Annotated in this window: 14 protein-coding genes and 1 pseudogene; 3 read left to right on the plus strand and 12 right to left on the minus strand. The window is 57.0% G+C overall.

Translation table 11 applies throughout. From position 1 onward, the window contains the following. Positions 1-115: 115 nt before the first annotated feature. From fusA to rpsL, 3 genes are read right to left on the minus strand one after another with little or no spacing between them, the layout of a single operon-like run. Positions 116-2,233, minus strand: coding sequence for an elongation factor G (gene fusA / locus GOV85_RS16325; protein WP_171180077.1), 2,118 nt, complete (start codon positions 2,231-2,233; stop codon positions 116-118). An 18-nt stretch (positions 2,234-2,251) separates the two neighbouring features. Next, complete coding sequence (gene rpsG / locus GOV85_RS16330; RefSeq protein ID WP_010441203.1) at positions 2,252-2,722, minus strand: 30S ribosomal protein S7; 471 nt, start codon at positions 2,720-2,722, stop codon at positions 2,252-2,254. A gap of 15 nt (positions 2,723-2,737) precedes the next feature. After that, positions 2,738-3,109, minus strand: coding sequence for a 30S ribosomal protein S12 (gene rpsL, locus GOV85_RS16335; RefSeq protein ID WP_005621086.1), 372 nt, complete (start codon positions 3,107-3,109; stop codon positions 2,738-2,740). 389 nt (positions 3,110-3,498) lie between these two features. Between rpsL and GOV85_RS16340 the strand changes: the two genes are divergently transcribed. Next, the gene (locus GOV85_RS16340; RefSeq protein ID WP_171180079.1) at positions 3,499-4,305 is read left to right on the plus strand and encodes a putative rhamnosyl transferase; all 807 of its coding nucleotides are present in this window, start codon (positions 3,499-3,501) and stop codon (positions 4,303-4,305) included. 4 nt (positions 4,306-4,309) lie between these two features. Further along, positions 4,310-5,116, plus strand: coding sequence for a putative rhamnosyl transferase (locus GOV85_RS16345; protein ID WP_171180082.1), 807 nt, complete (start codon positions 4,310-4,312; stop codon positions 5,114-5,116). Here the strand turns inward: GOV85_RS16345 and GOV85_RS16350 are convergent. Continuing rightward, the gene (locus GOV85_RS16350; protein ID WP_171180085.1) at positions 5,101-5,970 is read right to left on the minus strand and encodes a DMT family transporter; all 870 of its coding nucleotides are present in this window, start codon (positions 5,968-5,970) and stop codon (positions 5,101-5,103) included. The genes GOV85_RS16345 and GOV85_RS16350 overlap by 16 nt on opposite strands. Positions 5,971-6,057: 87 nt before the next feature. Beyond that, positions 6,058-6,669, minus strand: a complete 612-nt coding sequence (locus GOV85_RS16355) for a hypothetical protein (RefSeq protein ID WP_171180087.1) — start codon at positions 6,667-6,669, stop codon at positions 6,058-6,060. A 250-nt stretch (positions 6,670-6,919) separates the two neighbouring features. On the opposite strand from GOV85_RS16355, the pseudogene GOV85_RS16360 reads away from it, so the two are divergent. Further along, positions 6,920-7,390: pseudogene (locus GOV85_RS16360) on the plus strand (DinB family protein). 95 nt (positions 7,391-7,485) lie between these two features. On the opposite strand, the gene rpoC reads toward GOV85_RS16360, so the two are convergent. From rpoC to rplK, 7 genes are all read right to left on the minus strand, one after another. Then, positions 7,486-11,727, minus strand: coding sequence for a DNA-directed RNA polymerase subunit beta' (rpoC, locus tag GOV85_RS16365; RefSeq protein WP_171180089.1), 4,242 nt, complete (start codon positions 11,725-11,727; stop codon positions 7,486-7,488). Positions 11,728-11,777: 50 nt separating this feature from the next. Then, positions 11,778-15,914 (minus strand): DNA-directed RNA polymerase subunit beta, encoded by a 4,137-nt coding sequence (rpoB, locus tag GOV85_RS16370; RefSeq protein WP_171180091.1) that lies wholly within the window; start codon positions 15,912-15,914, stop codon positions 11,778-11,780. Between the two features lie 250 nt (positions 15,915-16,164). Next, positions 16,165-16,539 carry a 50S ribosomal protein L7/L12 gene (rplL, locus tag GOV85_RS16375; RefSeq protein WP_008204003.1) on the minus strand — a complete coding sequence of 125 codons (375 nt, stop codon included), beginning with the start codon at positions 16,537-16,539 and terminating at the stop codon, positions 16,165-16,167. A 79-nt stretch (positions 16,540-16,618) separates the two neighbouring features. Next, complete coding sequence (rplJ, locus tag GOV85_RS16380) at positions 16,619-17,137, minus strand: 50S ribosomal protein L10 (RefSeq protein WP_170387618.1); 519 nt, start codon at positions 17,135-17,137, stop codon at positions 16,619-16,621. 331 nt (positions 17,138-17,468) lie between these two features. Further along, positions 17,469-18,491: a Hint domain-containing protein gene (locus GOV85_RS16385; protein ID WP_171180092.1), complete on the minus strand. Its 1,023-nt coding sequence runs from the start codon at positions 18,489-18,491 to the stop codon at positions 17,469-17,471. Positions 18,492-18,695: 204 nt separating this feature from the next. Further along, positions 18,696-19,394, minus strand: coding sequence for a 50S ribosomal protein L1 (rplA, locus tag GOV85_RS16390; RefSeq protein WP_171180094.1), 699 nt, complete (start codon positions 19,392-19,394; stop codon positions 18,696-18,698). A gap of 1 nt (position 19,395) precedes the next feature. Then, a complete protein-coding gene (gene rplK, locus GOV85_RS16395; protein ID WP_010440985.1) occupies positions 19,396-19,845 on the minus strand; it encodes a 50S ribosomal protein L11 in 450 nt (149 codons plus the stop codon). Between the last annotated feature and the right edge of the window lie 90 nt (positions 19,846-19,935).

Here is a 19,935-nt window from a genome sequence, read left to right on the forward strand (position 1 = left end):
CAATCGTGCCGATGTTGACGTGCGGTTTTGTACGCTCAAACTTTTCCTTTGCCATGATGGCCTCCTTTTTCGGTAATGAAGGGAGCCCCGCACCGGAGCTCCCTCAAATCTTCGCTTATGCGTATTTCGCCTGAATCTCGTCCGAGATGTTCTGCGGAACCGGATCGTAGTGGTCGAACTGCATGGTGAACTGGGCACGGCCCGACGACATCGAACGCAGAGTGTTGATGTAGCCGAACATGTTCGCCAGCGGAACGAACGCGTCGATCGCGATTGCGTTGCCGCGCGGTTCTTGACCAGACACCTGGCCACGACGCGAGGTCAGGTCGCCGATGATACCGCCGGTGTATTCTTCCGGGGTGATCACTTCGACCTTCATGATCGGTTCCAGCAGTTTCGCGCCTGCTTTGCGCATACCTTCACGCATACACATACGGGCCGCGATTTCGAACGCCAGAACGCTCGAGTCAACGTCGTGGAACTTACCGTCCAGCAAGGCAACCTTGAAGTCGATCACAGGGAAACCAGCCAGCGGGCCGCTGTCCATGACCGAGTTGATGCCTTTTTCAACACCTGGGATGTATTCCTTCGGAACAGCACCACCAACGATGCGGCTTTCGAACGAGTACCCTTCGCCCGGCTCAGTCGGCTGGATTTCCAGCTTAACTTCACCGAACTGACCCGAACCACCCGACTGTTTCTTGTGGGTGTAGGTGTGCTCGACCGGCATCGAGATGGTTTCACGATAGGCCACCTGCGGTGCACCGATGTTCGCTTCAACCTTGAACTCGCGCTTCAGACGGTCAACCAGAATGTCCAGGTGAAGTTCGCCCATGCCTTTCATGATGGTTTGACCCGATTCTAGGTCGGTTTCCACGCGGAAAGACGGGTCTTCAGCGGCCAGACGGGCCAGACCCTGGGACATCTTTTCCTGGTCGCCCTTGGTTTTGGGCTCAACCGCGATCTCGATCACTGGATCGGGGAAGGTCATGGTTTCCAGAACCACCGGATCCTTCGCATCACACAGTGTGTCACCGGTGGTGGTGTCTTTCAGACCCGCCAGCGCGATGATGTCGCCTGCAAACGCTTCTTCGATCTCTTCCCGGTTGTTCGAGTGCATCATCATCATACGACCGATGCGCTCTTTCTTACCTTTGGTCGAGTTCAGGATCGAGTCACCCTTGTTCATGGTGCCCGAGTAGATCCGGGTAAAGGTCAACGAGCCAACAAAGGGGTCGTTCATGATTTTGAACGCAAGACCCGAGAACGCCATTGCGTCATCGGCACGACGTGCGATGTCACGAACTTCTTCCTCGTCGCCGGGCTTAAAGCCCATGTAATCAACAACGTCCAGCGGGCTGGGCAGATAGTCGATCACAGCGTTGAGCAGCGGCTGAACACCTTTGTTCTTGAACGCAGAACCACCCAGAACCGGAACAAACGCGATGTCCAAGGTGCCTTTGCGCAGCAGGGCGCGCAGGGTCGGAACGTCGGGCTCATTGCCTTCCAGGTATTCCATCATCGCGTCGTCGTCCATTTCGACGGCCGCTTCGATCATCTTGCTGCGCCATTCGTCAGCCATGTCTTTCAGGCTGTCGCGGATCGGAGCTTTGATCCAGCTAGCGCCCAGATCTTCGCCCTGCCACAGCCATTCTTCCATGGTGACCAGGTCGATCAGACCTTCAAGCTCGGACTCGGCGCCGATCGGGATACCAACCGGAACAGCGCGTGCGCCGGTGCGGTCTTCGATCATGCGAACGCAGTTAAAGAAGTCTGCGCCGATCTTGTCCATTTTGTTGACGAAAACCATACGCGGAACCTTGTAGCGGTCAGCCTGACGCCACACGGTTTCGGTCTGGGGCTCAACACCGGCGTTTGCGTCCAGAACGCAGACGGCACCGTCGAGAACCGCCAGCGAGCGTTCAACTTCGATGGTGAAGTCAACGTGGCCGGGGGTGTCGATGATGTTCAGGCGGTGCTTGGGGGTATCGGCGGTCTGACCGTCTTCGGTGCGTTCCCAGAAGGTGGTGGTCGCAGCCGAGGTGATGGTGATGCCGCGTTCCTGCTCCTGCTCCATCCAGTCCATGGTGGCTGCACCATCGTGCACCTCACCGATGTTGTGGGATTTACCAGTGTAATACAGGATACGCTCCGAGCAGGTGGTCTTACCTGCGTCGATGTGCGCCATGATACCGAAGTTACGGTACAGTTCGAGCGGATATTCGCGTGCCATTTTTGATAAGCCTCTGAATTACCAACGGTAGTGGCTGAAGGCTTTGTTTGCCTCGGCCATCTTGTGGGTGTCTTCGCGCTTCTTCACGGCAGTACCGCGGGACTGTACAGCGTCCAGCAGTTCACCGGCGAGGCGTTCTTCCATGGTGTTTTCGTTGCGGCCGCGCGCAGCAGTGATCAGCCAGCGGATGGCCAGCGCTTCGCGGCGCTCGGGGCGCACTTCGACCGGAACCTGATAGGTTGCACCACCAACCCGGCGCGAGCGAACCTCGACCGATGGTTTGATGTTGTCGAGCGCTTCGTGGAACACTTCGACAGGAGCGCGCTTTACCTTGTTCTCAACGCGGTCAAACGCGTTGTAAACGATGCGCTCTGCGACCGACTTCTTGCCGTCGATCATCAGGTTGTTCATGAATTTGGTCAGTACCTTGTCGCCAAACTTGGCGTCAGGCAGGACTTCGCGTTTTTCGGCGGCGTGACGACGTGACATATCAGCCTCTCCTTCTTACTTGGGACGCTTCGCGCCGTATTTCGAACGACGTTGCTTACGGTCTTTGACGCCCTGAGTATCCAGAACACCGCGCAGGATGTGGTAACGCACACCGGGAAGGTCTTTCACACGGCCGCCACGGATCAGAACAACCGAGTGTTCCTGCAGGTTGTGGCTTTCACCGGGGATGTACGAGATGACCTCGAACCCGTTGGTCAGGCGCACTTTGGCAACCTTACGCATAGCCGAGTTCGGCTTTTTCGGTGTGGTGGTGTACACGCGGGTGCAGACGCCGCGCTTCTGCGGGCACTGCTCCAGGTGCATGGACTTCGAGCGTTTTACTTTAGGCTGCCGCGGTTTGCGGATCAGCTGTTGAATAGTTGGCATTCCGGTTTCTTCCCCGTTTTGCAACACACATGACATGCACGCGGGCTGCGTGCGGCTAAATTCGTTGCACTCATGCGTCCACAAGCGCAAAATCCGCGAGCGTTCCCATTCCGAGGTGAACGTCGCGGTTGGTTATCAGAGGACGCGAACTGCAAAATTGTCCGGGTCTTGACCAGTTCATTACTGAAATCGGTTTTGGGGCGGCCCCCGGTACCGAGATGACGCGCGTAATAGGCGGAGTCGACCCAAGTGTCAACAGCACTATACCGGCAGCCTCGGGCGGGCAGGGATTAGGGCGTCGGAGGCTTCAACATAAGACGCTACCACCCCGTTGCAGCCGTTTCACGGCGGGGGCATAGTCGTGCGGAATACCAGGTGATGGACAACAGATGCAAGTGATTGGCCTGTGCCGCTTTTCCTATCCTTCGATTGGCGGCTTTCGGCTCAGCCAAGACTCAATCGAAGATCAAAGACGGTTTCTGTATGACACCGACAGGATGGAGGAACGCTTTCGCCTATTTGAAACCATCACTCTGCCCGGCTTTCGCTCCCAAACCGATGAGGCGTTTGAGCTGCTGGTGCTTACGGGAACATGCCTGCCGCCACCCTATGCGCAACGGCTACGAGATCTGACCGCTGGGATCAAACAGATCCGCATCATCGAAAAGGAAGCCGCAGATCATAAGCGAGTGATGCGGGAGGTTCTGAACACCGCCCGAACAGACCCGCATAAACCCTGCCTTCAGTTTCGGCATGACGACGATGACGCGGTCTCGGTCGATTTCATAGAAAAGCTACGCTCTGCAATTCGCGAAAATGCAGGACTGGTACAGCAGAGCGAGTCGGTCGCGATAGACTACAACCTCGGTTACGTCGCCCGGCGTGACAAAAATGAGTTGCACGTCGCGCAGGTCTATCGATCACTGCTGGGGGTCGGCTTGGGTATGTATGTTCGGGGCGGAAGTAAACGGACAATCTTTGACCGACTGCACAACAGACTGGCGCGGTTCATGCCAGTCGTCAGCTACCCGGACGCACCAATGTGGGTGCGGATGCTGCACGGGTTCAACGACTCGGACCACGCCCGGAAGGATACGCGTGATTTGTTGCCCGTCACTGGGGAACAGGCAATGGATTTGCGTACACGTTTCTCTATCGACCCTGAAGAGGTCGAAACTACCCCTGTCGGGACTTGAGCAGATGCAGGTCCTCGGTCTTTGCCGCTTTTCCTATCCCGCCATTGGTGGGTTTCAGACCATGCATGCCTCTGTCGAAGAACGGCGGCAGTTCCTGTATCACCACGATCGGTTGGAAGAGCGGTTCCGTTTGTTTGAAACCATCGCCCTGCCCGGTCTGCGACAGCAAACCGACCAAGACTTTCATCTGCGGATCGTCATTGGTGAATGCCTGCCCAAACCCGCCTTCGATCGCCTGAACGACCTGACCGCTGACCTGAAACAGGTAGAAATTGTCGCCAGACCTCCGGGCCGGCACAGGAAGGTCATGCAAGAGGTTCTGAATGCGGCACGTCAAAATCTCGACGCGCCTTGCCTGCAGTTTCGTCACGACGATGATGATGCAGTGGCCGTGGACTTTGTCGAAAGACTGCGGGGAACGGCAGTTGATTGCGCAGCGCTCTTGCAGAGCCGCACTATGGTGGCGATTGATTTCAACTTCGGGTATCTGGCCCGCGCAAATGCCCAAGGGATTCAGGCCATTCGCGTGCATCGCCCGCTGATGACAGCCGGGCTTGGCATGTTTGTGCAGGGCGGCAACCGGAAATCAATCATGAATTTTGCCCACAACAGGATGAACCGGGCTATGCCTGTGGTCACCCGCCCCGATGGCCCGATGTGGGTGCGTGGCTTGAACCGATTCAATGACTCTCCCCGCACAAGAAGCACGAATGCCGACCTAAGTCCGCTTTCACCACCACAAAAAGCCGAATTCCTATCCCGCTTTGCCATTGACCAGACCTATGTCAGGCAGGTTCACGCTGCACCTTGACGAACCCGCTCGCGGAAGAGTGTGAACAACCCTGCGCCTACGATCAGCGCTGCACCTAGCATCGTCACCGCATCTGGCCATTCATCAAAAACGACCCACCCCAGCCCCAACGCCCAGAGCAGGCTGGAATACCGAAACGGGGCAACAAATCCAACATCCCCCTGACGCATGACCATGACGCTTAAAAGATATCCCATCAGCACAAAGACGGCAGCGACGGCGACCAGAGACCCTGCTGCAGCCGAGACCGGCGCCCATCCTTCAAAAACCGAAGCAATCGCCGCGACAACTGCGATTGAGCCCGAGGTTGCCAGGGTCACAACCATCGACGGCACATCGGCGGACATGCGTCGGGTAACAAGATCCCGAACCGTAATCAACGCCACTGCGATCAGGGCATAGACAGAATACACGCTGAACCCGTCCGGGCCCGGCCGTACGATCAACACCATACCAATGAACCCCACAACAATCGCCAAGGTACGCCGCCAGCCGACCTGCTCTGAGAAAACCAACGCCGCGCCCAGCGTGACAGTCAGTGGCAGCGCCTGCAAAATGGCCGTCACGTTGGCAAGCGGCATATTCTTCAACGCTGTCAAAAAAAAGAAAGTGGCAGCCAGTTCGGTCAAGCTACGCAGGGCGACCAGCCACTTGTCGTGCCGCGAAAAATTCAGGTGCAGCGCCCCCAGAGACCGCGCCAGCAGATAAACCAGCATAACGGCCAAAGCACCCCTTAGTGCAACCAACTGGAAAAGCGGCAATTCCTGTAACGCGACCTTCACCAGCGTATCGTTCAGGGTAAATGCCGCCATGCTGCCCATCATTAGCAAGGCACCTTTGGTGTTCGGGGTCATAAGGATTGGGCTCCGGGCTGGCAAACGCCTGTATTGGCCAGGGTATAACCTTGGATGTCAATATCGCTTGCCGCCACCATCCAGATGTCAGCCTAAAGGCAAAATAATTCCGAAGACGTTCAAGCTCGAAGGTTCCGTCGTGTCTTTGACAAAATCCACCCAGTCTTTTCCGTAGGTTTGCTCAAAAAATACCGGGTAGTTCCAAACCAGGTTGTGAAAGGTGAATGTCGTCAGCAACGCGCCAACCGTTAGCGCACCTGCAAATTCTCGAAGCTTACCTTTCAGAAAAAGCGTCACCATGATGCAGGCCCCACCCGCAAGACCGAGGCTGACGAAATCCTGCGTATCAACCTGTCGTTGAACTGGTATGCCGACGGATTGATACTGAATGTAGCGGGTCAGAAAAACGGCAAAGATCCCCAGCAAAAACGCCCCGACAAATGCACCTGGATAGGCCAGGCGTCGCCAGAAGCTCTCGGCTCTGGGCCGGGGTGCGTTTCTTGCATTCTCGTCTGAGCGCTGCCTGATCCGCGCAACGCGATCTTCGAAAGAGTTGTGTTCTGTGCCCATGAGCCAATTCAAAATCAAAATAATATCTCTGGTCGGAGCTAAGCTAGAGATTGTGGGTCCGCAAGAACGAAGCACCGTGCTTGAAGGCAGTGTTGGATCAAATTGTCGTGCTGTCTTGCCACAACGCAATCTGCTTTCGTGTTAACAAGCGCGAACCGAAAACAGGACTTGGTTATGCAGCGCATTGACAGGCTTGATTGAGAAAAAGCTCACGCAAAGCCGGTGACATCTGTAATTTCATAGTCACCCAACGACGTGATAGCGTGTGCGGGCCCCAGCGCAATTTGCCTTGTTCCAATGTAAAGCGCTCAATTTTCCCAATACTTCCACAATAACTCTGAGGCCATGAAAGATGATTTCAGCCGCTTATTGCCGACTTATGGCGCGCTACAATAGATGGCAAAATATCTCGCTCATCACTGCATCGGACGGCTTGACCGAAGCTCAGCGCTGGAAGGATCGAGGCGCGTTCTTCAAATCCATCGCTGCAACTATGAACCACCTCTATTGGGCCGATGCCCTTATGCTTGAGCGCATCAAAGGAAACGAACGCCCACAGGAAACAATCACCCATTCACTGACCAGCCCTTCAGATTGGTCTGAATTCAAAGACTTACGCACGCAGCGCGATACGGAAATCCAAGGATGGGCTTCTGGCACAACCTGTGAATATCTCAATGGTTTTGTCAGGTGGTACCCACCTGGCAGCTTATCCAAAATCTAAATGCCTAAGGCCGTCTGTGTTGTTCAGTTCTTTAATCACCAAGCCCATCACCGGGGGCAAATACATGCCATGCTCACCGCCGCAGGGGCCGCGCCAGAGCCTACAGATATACCGCTAATGCCTTAGCAATTGCTTTCAATTGCCGTGGGCCAACGTTGACACTTATCCAAGAAAAAAGGCCCCGCGTTTTGCAGGGCCTTTTTCAAATTTATACTGTGAGCTTACTCGCGGCTTTCCGGGGTTTCCACCAGAACGTCCAGCTCATCACCAACCATGTCGTCGTCGAAAGTCGGCGCGGCCAGAGCAGCGGCGGCTTCGGCCTCTTCCCGGCGGGCTTCGATGACCACGTTGTCACGCGACTGCGCGATGTGGCGGACGGCCTGAGTGGCCCCACCGGTACCGGCGGGGATCAGACGACCAACGATGACGTTCTCTTTCAGGCCAACCAGCTTGTCCTTCTTGCCCTGAACCGAAGCTTCGGTCAGCACACGGGTGGTTTCCTGGAACGACGCCGCCGAGATGAACGAACGCGTCTGCAGCGAGGCTTTGGTGATCCCCAACAGGATCGGTTCGCCCTGTGCCGGACGACCACCGCGCGAGAGGGTCTTCTCGTTGGCCGCGTCGAACTCCTGCTTGTCGACATGCTCGCCTTTTAGCAGGGTGGTGTCGCCTGAATCCAGGATCTCCCACTTCTGCAGCATCTGGCGCACGATGACCTCGATGTGCTTGTCGTTGATCTTCACGCCCTGCAGACGATACACGTCCTGCACCTCGTCGATCATGTAATCCGCCAGCGCTTCGACACCCATGATGGACAGGATGTCATGCGGAGCCGGGTTACCGTCCATCAGGTATTCACCCTTCTGGATGAAGTCCCCTTCGGCGACCGGGATGTGCTTGCCCTTGGGTACCATGTACTCGATGGTCTCCATGGACTCGTCCGCCGGTTCGATGCTGATACGGCGCTTGTTCTTGTAGTCGCGGCCAAAGCGCACGTAACCATCGGCTTCTGCGATGATCGCGTGATCTTTCGGACGACGGGCTTCGAACAGTTCGGCCACACGCGGCAAACCACCGGTGATGTCCTTGGTCTTGGCACCTTCACGCGGGATACGCGCGACAACGTCACCGGCTTCGATTTGCTGGCCATCTTCGACCGACAGGATCGCATCCACCGACATCGGATAGTGAACCGGGTTGCCCGCGTCGTTGCGGACCGGCTCGCCATCTTCACCGACCAGAATGATCTCGGGCTTGAGGTCGCTGCCTTTGGGGGCCGCCCGCCAGTCGATCACGATCTTCTGGGTCATGCCGGTTGCTTCGTCAGTCTCGTCGCGGACAGCAAGGCCCGAAACAAGGTCAACGTATTTCGCGGTACCGGCTTTCTCGGCGATGATCGGCAGGGTGTAGGGATCCCATTCGAACAGCTTGTCGCCACGGGCCACTTTGGTGCCGTCTTTGACGAACAGCTTGGAGCCGTAGCCCAACTTGAAGCTGGCACGCTCTTCGCCATGCTCGTCGTTGATCACCAGCTTCATGTTCCGGCCCATGACCAGGCTTTCGCCTGCGGCATTGACCAGGATCTGCGGGTTCTCGAACGCGACAACACCTTCTTGGTTGGCTTCCTGGAACGACTGCTGACCACCTTGCGCAACACCACCGATGTGGAAAGTCCGCATGGTCAGCTGCGTACCGGGTTCACCGATCGACTGAGCGGCGATGATGCCGACAGCTTCACCTGTGTTCACCATGGTACCGCGGGCCAAGTCACGACCGTAGCAGGTTGCACAGACGCCTTCCTCGGACTCACAAGTCAGAGGTGAGCGGATGCGCATTGAGGCAACACCGGCTTCGTCGATGGTGTCGGCCATACGTTCGTCGATCAGCTGACCTGCAGCCACGATCACCTCATCGGTGCCCGGACGCAGAACATCGTCAGCAGCGACACGGCCCAGCACACGTTCGGCCAGCGAGGCGACAACCTCACCGTCGTTCACAGCGGCTTCGGCTGTGATCGCACGCTCGGTGCCACAATCGATCTCACGAACGATACAGTCTTGCGCCACGTCCACCAGACGACGGGTCAGGTAACCCGAGTTCGCTGTCTTCAGAGCGGTATCCGACAGACCCTTACGGGCACCGTGGGTCGAGTTGAAGTACTCGAGAACGGTCAGGCCTTCTTTAAAGTTCGAGATGATCGGCGTCTCGATGATGTCACCGTTCGGCTTGGCCATCAGGCCGCGCATACCGCCCAGCTGTTTCATCTGAGTGACCGAGCCACGCGCACCCGAGTGGGCCATCATGTAGACCGAGTTCGGTTCCTGCTCGGACCCGTCCTCTGCCCGATCCGATGACGAGATCGTGCTCATCATCGCGTCGGTGACGCGATCGTTACACTTCGACCAGGCATCGACAACCTTGTTGTACTTTTCGCCCTGAGTGATCAGGCCATCCATGTACTGCTGTTCGAAATCCTTCACCTGACCGCGGGTGTCATCAACGATGCCCCACTTGTCGCCTGGGATGACCATGTCGTCCTTACCGAACGAGATGCCCGCCTTGAACGCTTCTTTGAAGCCCATCGACATGATCTGGTCACAGAAGATAACCGACTCTTTCTGACCGCAGTAACGGTAGACGGTGTCGATCACCTGCTGCACTTCTTTCTTCCGCAGCAGGCGGTTGACCAGTTCGAACGGCGCTTTGTTGTTCATCGGCAGCAGAGCACCCAGACGCAGACGGCCCGGAGTGGTTTCATAGCGCTTTTGAACTTCGTTGCCTTCGTCGTCGATCTGCGTGATCCGCGCGGTGATTTTTGAGTGCAGATGCACCTCACCCGCGTCCAGCGCATGCTGAACTTCTTCGATCGAACCAAAGACCTTGCCTTCGCCCGGCATGCCTTCGCGCTCCAGGGTCACATAGTAGAGACCCAGGATCATATCCTGCGATGGAACGATGATCGGTGCGCCGTTTGCAGGCGACAGAACGTTGTTCGTCGACATCATCAGAACACGGGCTTCCAGCTGCGCCTCAAGGCTCAGCGGCACGTGAACGGCCATCTGGTCACCGTCGAAGTCGGCGTTAAAGGCCGAACAGACCAGCGGGTGCAGCTGGATCGCTTTACCTTCGATCAGGACCGGCTCGAACGCCTGAATGCCAAGACGGTGCAGCGTCGGCGCACGGTTCAGCATGACAGGGTGTTCGCGGATCACCTCGTCGAGAATATCCCACACTTCGGGACGCTCTTTCTCGACCAGTTTCTTCGCCTGTTTCACGGTCGAAGACAGACCCTTGGCTTCAAGGCGCGAGTAGATGAACGGCTTGAACAGTTCCAGCGCCATCTTCTTGGGCAGACCACACTGGTGCAGCTTAAGCTCCGGACCGGTCACAATGACCGAACGGCCCGAGAAGTCGACGCGCTTACCCAGAAGGTTCTGACGGAAGCGGCCCTGCTTGCCTTTCAGCATGTCCGACAGCGATTTCAGCGGGCGCTTGTTGGCGCCAGTGATCACGCGGCCACGACGGCCGTTGTCGAACAGAGCATCCACGGATTCCTGCAGCATCCGCTTTTCGTTGCGGACGATGATGTCAGGCGCGCGCAGTTCGATCAGACGCTTCAGACGGTTGTTCCGGTTGATGACGCGGCGATACAGATCGTTCAGGTCCGAAGTCGCGAAACGGCCACCATCCAGCGGAACCAGCGGACGCAATTCCGGCGGAATGACCGGGATCACAGTCATAACCATCCATTCGGGCCGGTTGCCCGACTCGAGGAAGGATTCAACAACCTTCAGACGCTTGATGATCTTCTTGGGCTTCAGCTCGCCGGTGGCTTCGGCCAGATCGGCGCGTAGCTGCTCGGCTTCGGCTTCCAGATCGATCTGGGCCAGCATCTCGCGGATGGCTTCGGCACCGATATTCGCGGTGAACGCGTCCATGCCATAGGCATCCTGCGCATCCATGTACTCTTCTTCGGTCAGCATCTGGCCGTAGGTCAGGTCAGTCAGACCAGGCTCGATGACGACATAGTTCTCAAAGTACAGAACGCGTTCCAGATCGCGCAGCGTCATGTCCAGCATCAGACCGATGCGGGACGGCAGCGATTTCAGGAACCAGATATGTGCGACGGGCGCGGCCAGTTCGATGTGGCCCATACGCTCGCGGCGGACTTTCTGCAGGGTGACTTCCACACCGCATTTTTCGCAGACAACGCCGCGATACTTCATCCGCTTATATTTGCCGCACAGACATTCGTAGTCTTTGATCGGGCCAAAGATACGCGCGCAGAACAGGCCGTCACGTTCAGGCTTGAACGTCCGGTAGTTGATGGTTTCGGGTTTCTTGATCTCGCCATAGGACCAAGACAGGATCCGCTCGGGCGACGCCAGCGAGACCTTGATCTCGTCAAAGACCTTCGGGGGCGTCAGCGGGTTGAACGGGTTGTTGGTGATTTCCTGGTTCATTTGTTACCTCAAATCTTGCGGAAGGGGGGACGGGAGAAAGGGCAGCGCCCTTACTCCTCAACCTCCGCATCCAGGAGTTCCATATTCAGGCCGAGGCCACGGACTTCTTTCACCAGAACGTTGAACGATTCCGGTACGCCCGCTTCAAAGTTATCCTCGCCCTTGACGATCGACTCATAGACCTTGGTCCGGCCGGCGACGTCATCCGATTTCACGGTGAGCATCTCCTGCAGGGTGTAGGCGGCGCCGTAAGCTTCCAGAGCCCAGACTTCCATCTCACCAAAGCGCTGACCACCGAACTGCGCCTTACCACCCAGCGGCTGCTGGGTCACCAGGCTGTACGGCCCGGTCGAACGCGCGTGGATTTTGTCGTCCACAAGGTGGTGCAGTTTCAGCAGGTACTTGATGCCCACGGTGACCGGACGCGCGAATTGCTCACCGGTACGACCGTCGAACAGAACCGACTGACCGCTTTCCGAGAAGCCCGCACGCACCAGCGCATCGTTGACGTCAGCCTCTTTGGCGCCGTCGAAGACCGGGGTTGCGATCGGAACACCGCGGGTCACGTTGCCCGCTGCCTCGATCAGGCCATCCTCGTCCAGACCGGTGATGCCTTCTTCGTAGACATCTTCGCCATAGGCCAGCTTCATCGCTTCGCGCACCGGGGTCAGATCGCCGGAGCGGCGATATTCACCCAGAGCCTCATCAATGTTCAGACCCAGGCCGCGTGCAGCCCAACCCATGTGGGTTTCAAGGATCTGACCAACGTTCATACGCGAAGGTACGCCAAGTGGGTTAAGACAGAAGTCAACCGGGGTACCATCGGCCAGGAACGGCATGTCTTCCATCGGAACAACCTTGGAGATCACACCTTTGTTCCCGTGACGACCGGCCATCTTGTCGCCTGGCTGCAGCTTACGCTTCACGGCGATGAAGACTTTGACCATCTTCATCACACCCGGCGGCAGGTCGTCGCCACGACGGACTTTTTCGACCTTGTCTTCGAAACGGGCGTCCAAAGCACGCTTTTGCACTTCGTACTGCTCGTTCAGAGCTTCGACGATCTGCGCGTCCTGCTCGCCTTCCAGCGCCAGCTGCCACCACTGACCACGAGTCAGAGTTTCCAGCAGCTCCTCGGTGATCACCGACCCTGCCTTGACGCCTTTCGGCCCTTTGACAGCGGTTTTACCTAGGATCAAGCCCTGCAGACGCGCATAGATGTTGCGGTCCAGGATCGCCAACTCGTCGTCCCGGTCACGGGCCAGACGTTCGACTTCCTCACGCTCGATCTGCAGCGCACGCTCGTCTTTTTCGACGCCGTGACGGTTGAAGACACGGACTTCGACGACTGTACCGTAATCGCCCGGCTTCACGCGCAGCGAGGTGTCGCGCACGTCAGATGCTTTTTCACCGAAGATGGCGCGCAGCAGCTTTTCTTCCGGGGTCATCGGGCTTTCGCCCTTCGGAGTGATCTTGCCGACCAGAATATCGCCCGGCTCAACATCCGCGCCGATGTAAACGATGCCCGCCTCGTCGAGGTTGCGCAGCGCTTCTTCACCGACGTTCGGGATGTCGCGGGTGATCTCTTCCGGACCCAGCTTAGTGTCACGGGCGGCGACTTCGAATTCCTCGATATGGACCGAGGTAAAGACGTCATCACGCGCGATACGTTCGCTGATCAGGATCGAGTCTTCGTAGTTGTAACCGTTCCAAGGCATGAACGCGACGACCACGTTCTTACCAAGCGCCAGTTCACCCATGTCGGTCGACGGACCGTCGGCAATGACCTCGCCCTTCTGGACGGTGTCACCCACCTTGATCAGCGGACGCTGGTTGATGCAGGTGTTCTGGTTCGAACGCTGGAACTTGCGCAGACGGTAAATGTCAACGCCAGCGTCACCCAGTTCCAGATCTTCGGTGGCGCGGATAACGATACGCTGGGCATCGACCTGGTCGATGATACCGGCGCGTTTCGCCTGAATCGCAGCACCCGAGTCGATCGCAACCTTTTCCTCGATACCGGTACCGACCAGCGGTGCTTCGGCCCGCAGCAGCGGAACCGCCTGACGTTGCATGTTCGAGCCCATCAGAGCGCGGTTGGCGTCGTCATTTTCAAGGAACGGGATCAGCGATGCAGCGACCGAGACCAGCTGTTTCGGCGACACGTCGATCAGGTCTACATTCTCGCGCGGGGCAAGGGTGTAGTCACCGGCCTGGCGGGTCGACACCAGATCGTTGATGAACTTGCCATCGGCATCCAGCGTCGCGTTCGCCTGCGCCACGGTGTGACGCATCTCCTCGGTCGCGGACATGTAGTGAACCTCATCGGTCACCTCGGCGTCTTTGACAACGCGATACGGTGTTTCGATGAAGCCATATTTGTTCACGCGAGCAAAGGTGGCCAGCGAGTTGATCAGACCGATGTTCGGACCTTCCGGCGTTTCAATCGGGCACATCCGGCCATAGTGGGTCGGGTGCACGTCGCGCACCTCAAAGCCCGCACGCTCACGCGTCAGACCACCGGGCCCAAGCGCCGAGAGACGGCGTTTGTGCGTAACTTCCGACAGCGGGTTGGTCTGGTCCATGAACTGCGACAGCTGCGACGAGCCGAAGAATTCGCGGACAGCAGCCGCAGCAGGTTTCGCGTTGATCAGGTCCTGAGGCATGACAGTGTCGATTTCAACCGACGACATACGCTCTTTGATCGCGCGCTCCATACGCAGCAGGCCAACGCGGTACTGGTTTTCCATCAGTTCGCCAACCGAACGCACACGACGGTTGCCGAGGTGGTCAATATCGTCCACGTCGCCTTTGCCGTCACGCAGTTCAACCAGCGCCTTGATGCAGGCCACGATATCTTCACGGCGTAGGGTGCGCAGGGTGTCCGGCGCATCCAGTGCCAAACGCATGTTCATCTTCACGCGGCCAACGGCGGACAGGTCATAACGCTCGCTGTCGAAGAACAGGGTGTCGAACAGGGCCGACGCAGCTTCAACGGTGGGCGGTTCGCCCGGACGCATGACGCGGTAGATATCCATCAGCGCGGTTTCGCGGCTCATGTTCTTGTCCTGAGCCATGGTATTGCGCATGTACGGACCAACATTGACGTTGTCGATATCCAGAACCGGGATGTCGGTGATGCCCGCATCGATCAGTTCTTTGGCAGTACCGCCAATCAGGTCACCGTCTTTGTCGTATTCCAGGGTCAGTTCATCACCGGCTTCGACATAGATCGCGCCGTTTTCTTCGTTGATGATGTCCTTCGCGACAAATTTGCCAACGATGTGATCGAACGGAACCAGAAGGTCGGTTACGGTGCCTTCGTCGATCAGTTTTTTGACCGCGCGCGGAGTGACTTTCTTACCTGCTTCGGCAATCACTTCACCGGATTTGGCGTCAACCAGATCATAGGTCGGACGGGTCCCACGCACACGCTCGGGGAAGAACGGCGTGATCCACCCTTTCTTCTTGTCCAGCTTGTAGGACACGGTGTTGTAATACGCGTCCATGATCGCTTCCTGATCCAAACCCAGTGCATAAAGCAGGGTTGTCACAGGCAGTTTGCGGCGGCGGTCGATACGGGCGAACACGATGTCCTTGGCGTCGAATTCAAAGTCCAGCCAGCTGCCGCGATACGGGATGATGCGGCAGGCAAACAGCAACTTGCCCGAGGAATGGGTCTTGCCCTTGTCGTGGTCAAAGAACACACCGGGCGAGCGGTGCATCTGGGATACGATCACACGCTCGGTCCCGTTCACGACAAAGGTGCCGTTCGGCGTCATCAAAGGCATGTCGCCCATGAAGACATCCTGTTCCTTGATGTCTTTTACCGACTTCGCGCCGGTGTCTTCGTCGACATCAAACACGATCAGACGCAGAGTGACCTTCAGCGGCGCGCTGTAAGTCATGTCACGCTGCATACATTCTTCGACGTCGTATTTGGGTTTTTCCAGATCGTATTTCACGAACTCCAGAACGGAGGTTTCGTTGAAATCCTTGATCGGGAAAACCGACTGGAACACACCTTTGATGCCTTCGCCGTCTGTTGGCTGCTCTGCATCGCCGGAGCGTAGGAAAAGATCATAAGAAGATTTCTGTACCTCAATAAGGTTCGGCATCTCCAGCACTTCGCGGATTTTGCCGTAGTATTTACGAAGACGTTTCTGGCCAAGGAACGTTTGAGCCATGTCAGATGTCACCTTTCGATGTTCTCAGCGGGCAAAGACACCGTCGGGCCCCGGCATCTTGCACAATCGAGACAACACGTCCGGATCAATTCATGGCCACCGTCCCGAAGGCGGCCTCCCGATCCGAAAACCGTGTCTTAGAAAACACCCCATGCGTTGAGGCCCTTTCTAAGACAGGTTCGGCTGGACCCGGATTTCTCCGGACCCAGCCAAATTTTTCGGCGCATCAGCGACGCACCTGAGACTAAGCTTAGGCCAGCTCGACTTCGGCGCCAGCTGCTTCCAGCTTGGCTTTGACGTCTTCTGCTTCTGCTTTGTCCACGCCTTCTTTGATCTTGCCGCCGGCTTCGACCAGTTCCTTGGCTTCTTTCAGGCCCAGGCCGGTGATGCCGCGAACTTCTTTGATGACGTTGATTTTCGATGCGCCGGCGTTCTTCAGAACGACGTCGAATTCGGTTTTTTCTTCCTCAGCTGCGCCGCCGGCGTCGCCGCCTGCTGCCATGACAACTGCGCCGCCTGCTGCGGGCTCGATGCCATATTCGTCTTTGAGGATGGTTTTCAGTTCTTGTGCTTCCAGCAGGGTCAGACCCACGATGCTTTCTGCGAGTGCTTTCAGATCAGCCATTTTATCAGCTCTTTCCGTTTACAGTGTGTGTTCCAACGTCAGGGTATTCACCCTACGCAGATCATTCAGTGCCAACCGCTTACGCAGCTTCCGCCTTCTCTTCGATGGTGGAAAGGATGCTTGCGATGTTGCTTGCAGGTGCGCCAATCGCGCCGGCGATGTTCGAAGCAGGTGCGCCAATGCAGCCCACGATCGAAGCAATAAGCTCCTCGCGAGACGGCATTTTCGAAACTGTTTCGACGCCTTTGCGGTCCAGAGCGTTCTCACCCATTGCACCGCCGAGGATCTCAAAATTCTTGTTATCCTTGGCGAAGTCCTCGGCCACCTTGGCTGCTGCCACGGGGTCCTCGGAATAGGTCAGAACGGTCATCCCTGTCAGCAGGTCGGCCATGCTTTCACACGGCTTACCCTCAAGGGCGATTTTGGCGAGCCTGTTCTTGGCAACACGCACAGAGCCACCCGCGTCACGAGCACGTGCGCGAAGGTCCTGCATCTCGGCAACTGTCAGACCGGCGTAGTGAGCAACCACTACGACGCCAGAGCTTTCGAAGATTTGGCCGAGTTCCTCGACCACTTTCTCTTTCTGGGCTCTATCCACAGTTCTCTCCAAGTTAGGGGCGATACCTCACCCCGGCTCATATTTGCCGCAGCCTTCGCTCCGGCGTTCAGGTCCGTTGTTACGGGATTGGCCAAAATGCGCCCGAGGGTGGGACCCTCAGAATTCTTTGGTCTTACCCGTCTCAGGCAGGGAATTAAGGGACCAAATGGACCCACCCACCGTCTTGGACGAAACGAAAGAAAGCGCACGACGAATCGCACGCTTTATTCCGCAGGTCTACTTAGGGCAGAAGGGCGGGGTTTCCAAGGGGTAAATTGAGGGTTCGCCCCGATTTCAAGCGCCCTCGCATCTGACCCAACCGATGCAGGGATTATATGTAAGCACGCAACACTGACGCCGCGCCTGACCCGATGGTCATGGCCGCAGTGCGATCAAACCCTGCATCCGCGTTCTGCAGCGCCGGGAACAGAGACAGGATTTCACTGCGTTGCGAGGATGACAGCGTGCTGACCGAATTTTTGGTCAGGAAAAAGCTCTCGGTCAGAGCGCCGTTCGATTGCATGATGTGATGACGATCAAACATGAAATGCGTGTATCTCACTGTCCCGGATTCGCGGATCGATACACCGGGCATGCCGCACAGGTGCTTGGCCGCGACCAAAACCTCGGCCTGACCAAACAGCATTTCCGCCGCGGGCACATCAATCAAAACCCGGTGTTGCTGTGACACAACCAACGTGCCGGAGTTTCCAATCGCACCAGCCTGGATCACAACCGGGGCACACGCACCTTTGGCGGCCACCTCGGTATGGCCAACCCAAAGAACCTCTTGGAACCCGGCATCGCGGGTCCAGACCTTAGTGCCGACCCGCAGATCTTCGACTGGCAAATCGCCAGCCTCCGTTCGGATCAAAGTGCCTTCTCCAAAGCAGGTGATATAATCGGCGTAATCTGATGCCCCTAAGTTGGACCCGCCGACCTTTACGTAAGAGACACCATCCTGCAACGGGGCTGAAGATGCATATCCCCATACATCCTGCGTCACGCCACCTTGAGAGAATACGTATATGTCGATCTCAGGTCCGGTTGGGCTTCCCCCTGCATCCAGAGCCCGCACTGTAATCACGGATTCAGATTCAACGCCCTGCCCGTTTGCAACAATGCCGCCGCCATCAATGATCGTGTGGTTTGCCGTGTCATCATCGTTGAAGACATCAACGTCAAGCGTGTCATCCAGGGTGATGGTTGCGCCCATACCCGACGAGTACACAAAAACCGTGCCATTCGGTGTGTCAGAGTTGTTTATGATGCCGTCTCCGACAATCGACCCGTTACTGCTTGAGGTTACGACCAGACTTTCGTTGTCCTGCGCAAAGAATACTCGTTCGACCATATTAACTTCCAACCAAGTGTTTGACGCGCGCCAATTGACCCTGCCTCAAGACTGTCACGGCAAGCTTACCTGCGGGACGCTATCAAATCATTGAACCGATTTGAAAGAGACTGTTCTTCACAAATTTGAAAGCACGACCTGCAAAACAAAGAAACCCCGGCGGAATAATCCACCGGGGTCCACAATTCTTACGTTTCCAAGCGCTTATTCGCCCGAAGCTTCCGCAACATCCAGCGTCACGCCTGGGCCCATGGTCGAACTCAGCGCGATTTTCTTCATGTAGGTGCCTTTGGCGCCCGACGGCTTGGCCTTGGCAACAGCCGAGACAAAGGCGCGAACGTTTTCGACCAGCTTGGCTTCGTCAAACGACGCTTTGCCAACGCCAGCGTGCACAACACCGCCTTTTTCCGCCTTGAACTGAACTTCACCGCCCTTGGCTGCTTCCACGGCTGCTTTCACATCCATGGTCACGGTGCCAACTTTGGGGTTCGGCATCAGGTTACGGGGCCCCAGAACCTTACCCAGACGACCAACGATCGGCATCATGTCCGGGGTGGCAATGCAGCGATCAAATTCGATGGTGCCGCCCTGAATGGTTTCCATCAGGTCCTCTGCGCCAACGATATCTGCGCCAGCTTCTTTCGCTTCGTCAGCCTTCGGGCCGCGAGCAAAAACAGCAACGCGCATCGCTTTACCAGTGCCGTTCGGCAGGCCAACAACGCCGCGAACCATCTGGTCTGCGTGACGGGTGTCAACGCCCAGGTTCATCGCGATTTCGATGGTCTCGTCGAATTTCGAGGTTGCGTTGCCCTTGACCAGAGCAACAGCTTCTTCAACCGACAGGTTTTCCTTGCCGGCGACAGCTTCGCGCGCAGCGCGGGTACGTTTACCGAGTTTTGCCATCTTACTTCACCTCGATGCCCATAGAGCGGGCCGAGCCCAGGATGATCTGCATTGCGCCTTCGACGTCGTTGGCGTTCAGATCTTTCATTTTGGCTTCGGCGATTTCGCGAACCTGCTTGCTGGTCACGGTAGCCACGGTCTCACGACCTGGGTTTTCCGCGCCACGGGGGCGGTTACGCTTGCCGACCGGCTTCAGACCAGCTGCTTTTTTCAGGTAGTAAGACGCGGGCGGCGTCTTGATGTCCATGGTGAAGGACTTGTCCTGATAGTAGGTGATCACGGTCGGGCAAGGAGCGCCGGGCTCCATGTCTGCTGTCTTGGCGTTGAACGCCTTGCAGAATTCCATGATGTTGATGCCGCGCTGACCCAGCGCCGGACCAACTGGCGGCGACGGGTTCGCCTGACCTGCAGGAACCTGCAGCTTCATTGTACCAGCAAGCTTCTTGGCCATTTGGTTTTCCTTTCAACTTAGGCAGGACGCGTCCCACCCAGATTATGTTGCGTGGTCCGGTCGGGGATCGCGATCCCAGAAACCTCCCAC

The organism is Ruegeria sp. HKCCA4633 (assembly GCF_013034605.1).
Taxonomy (GTDB): Bacteria; Pseudomonadota; Alphaproteobacteria; order Rhodobacterales; family Rhodobacteraceae; genus Ruegeria.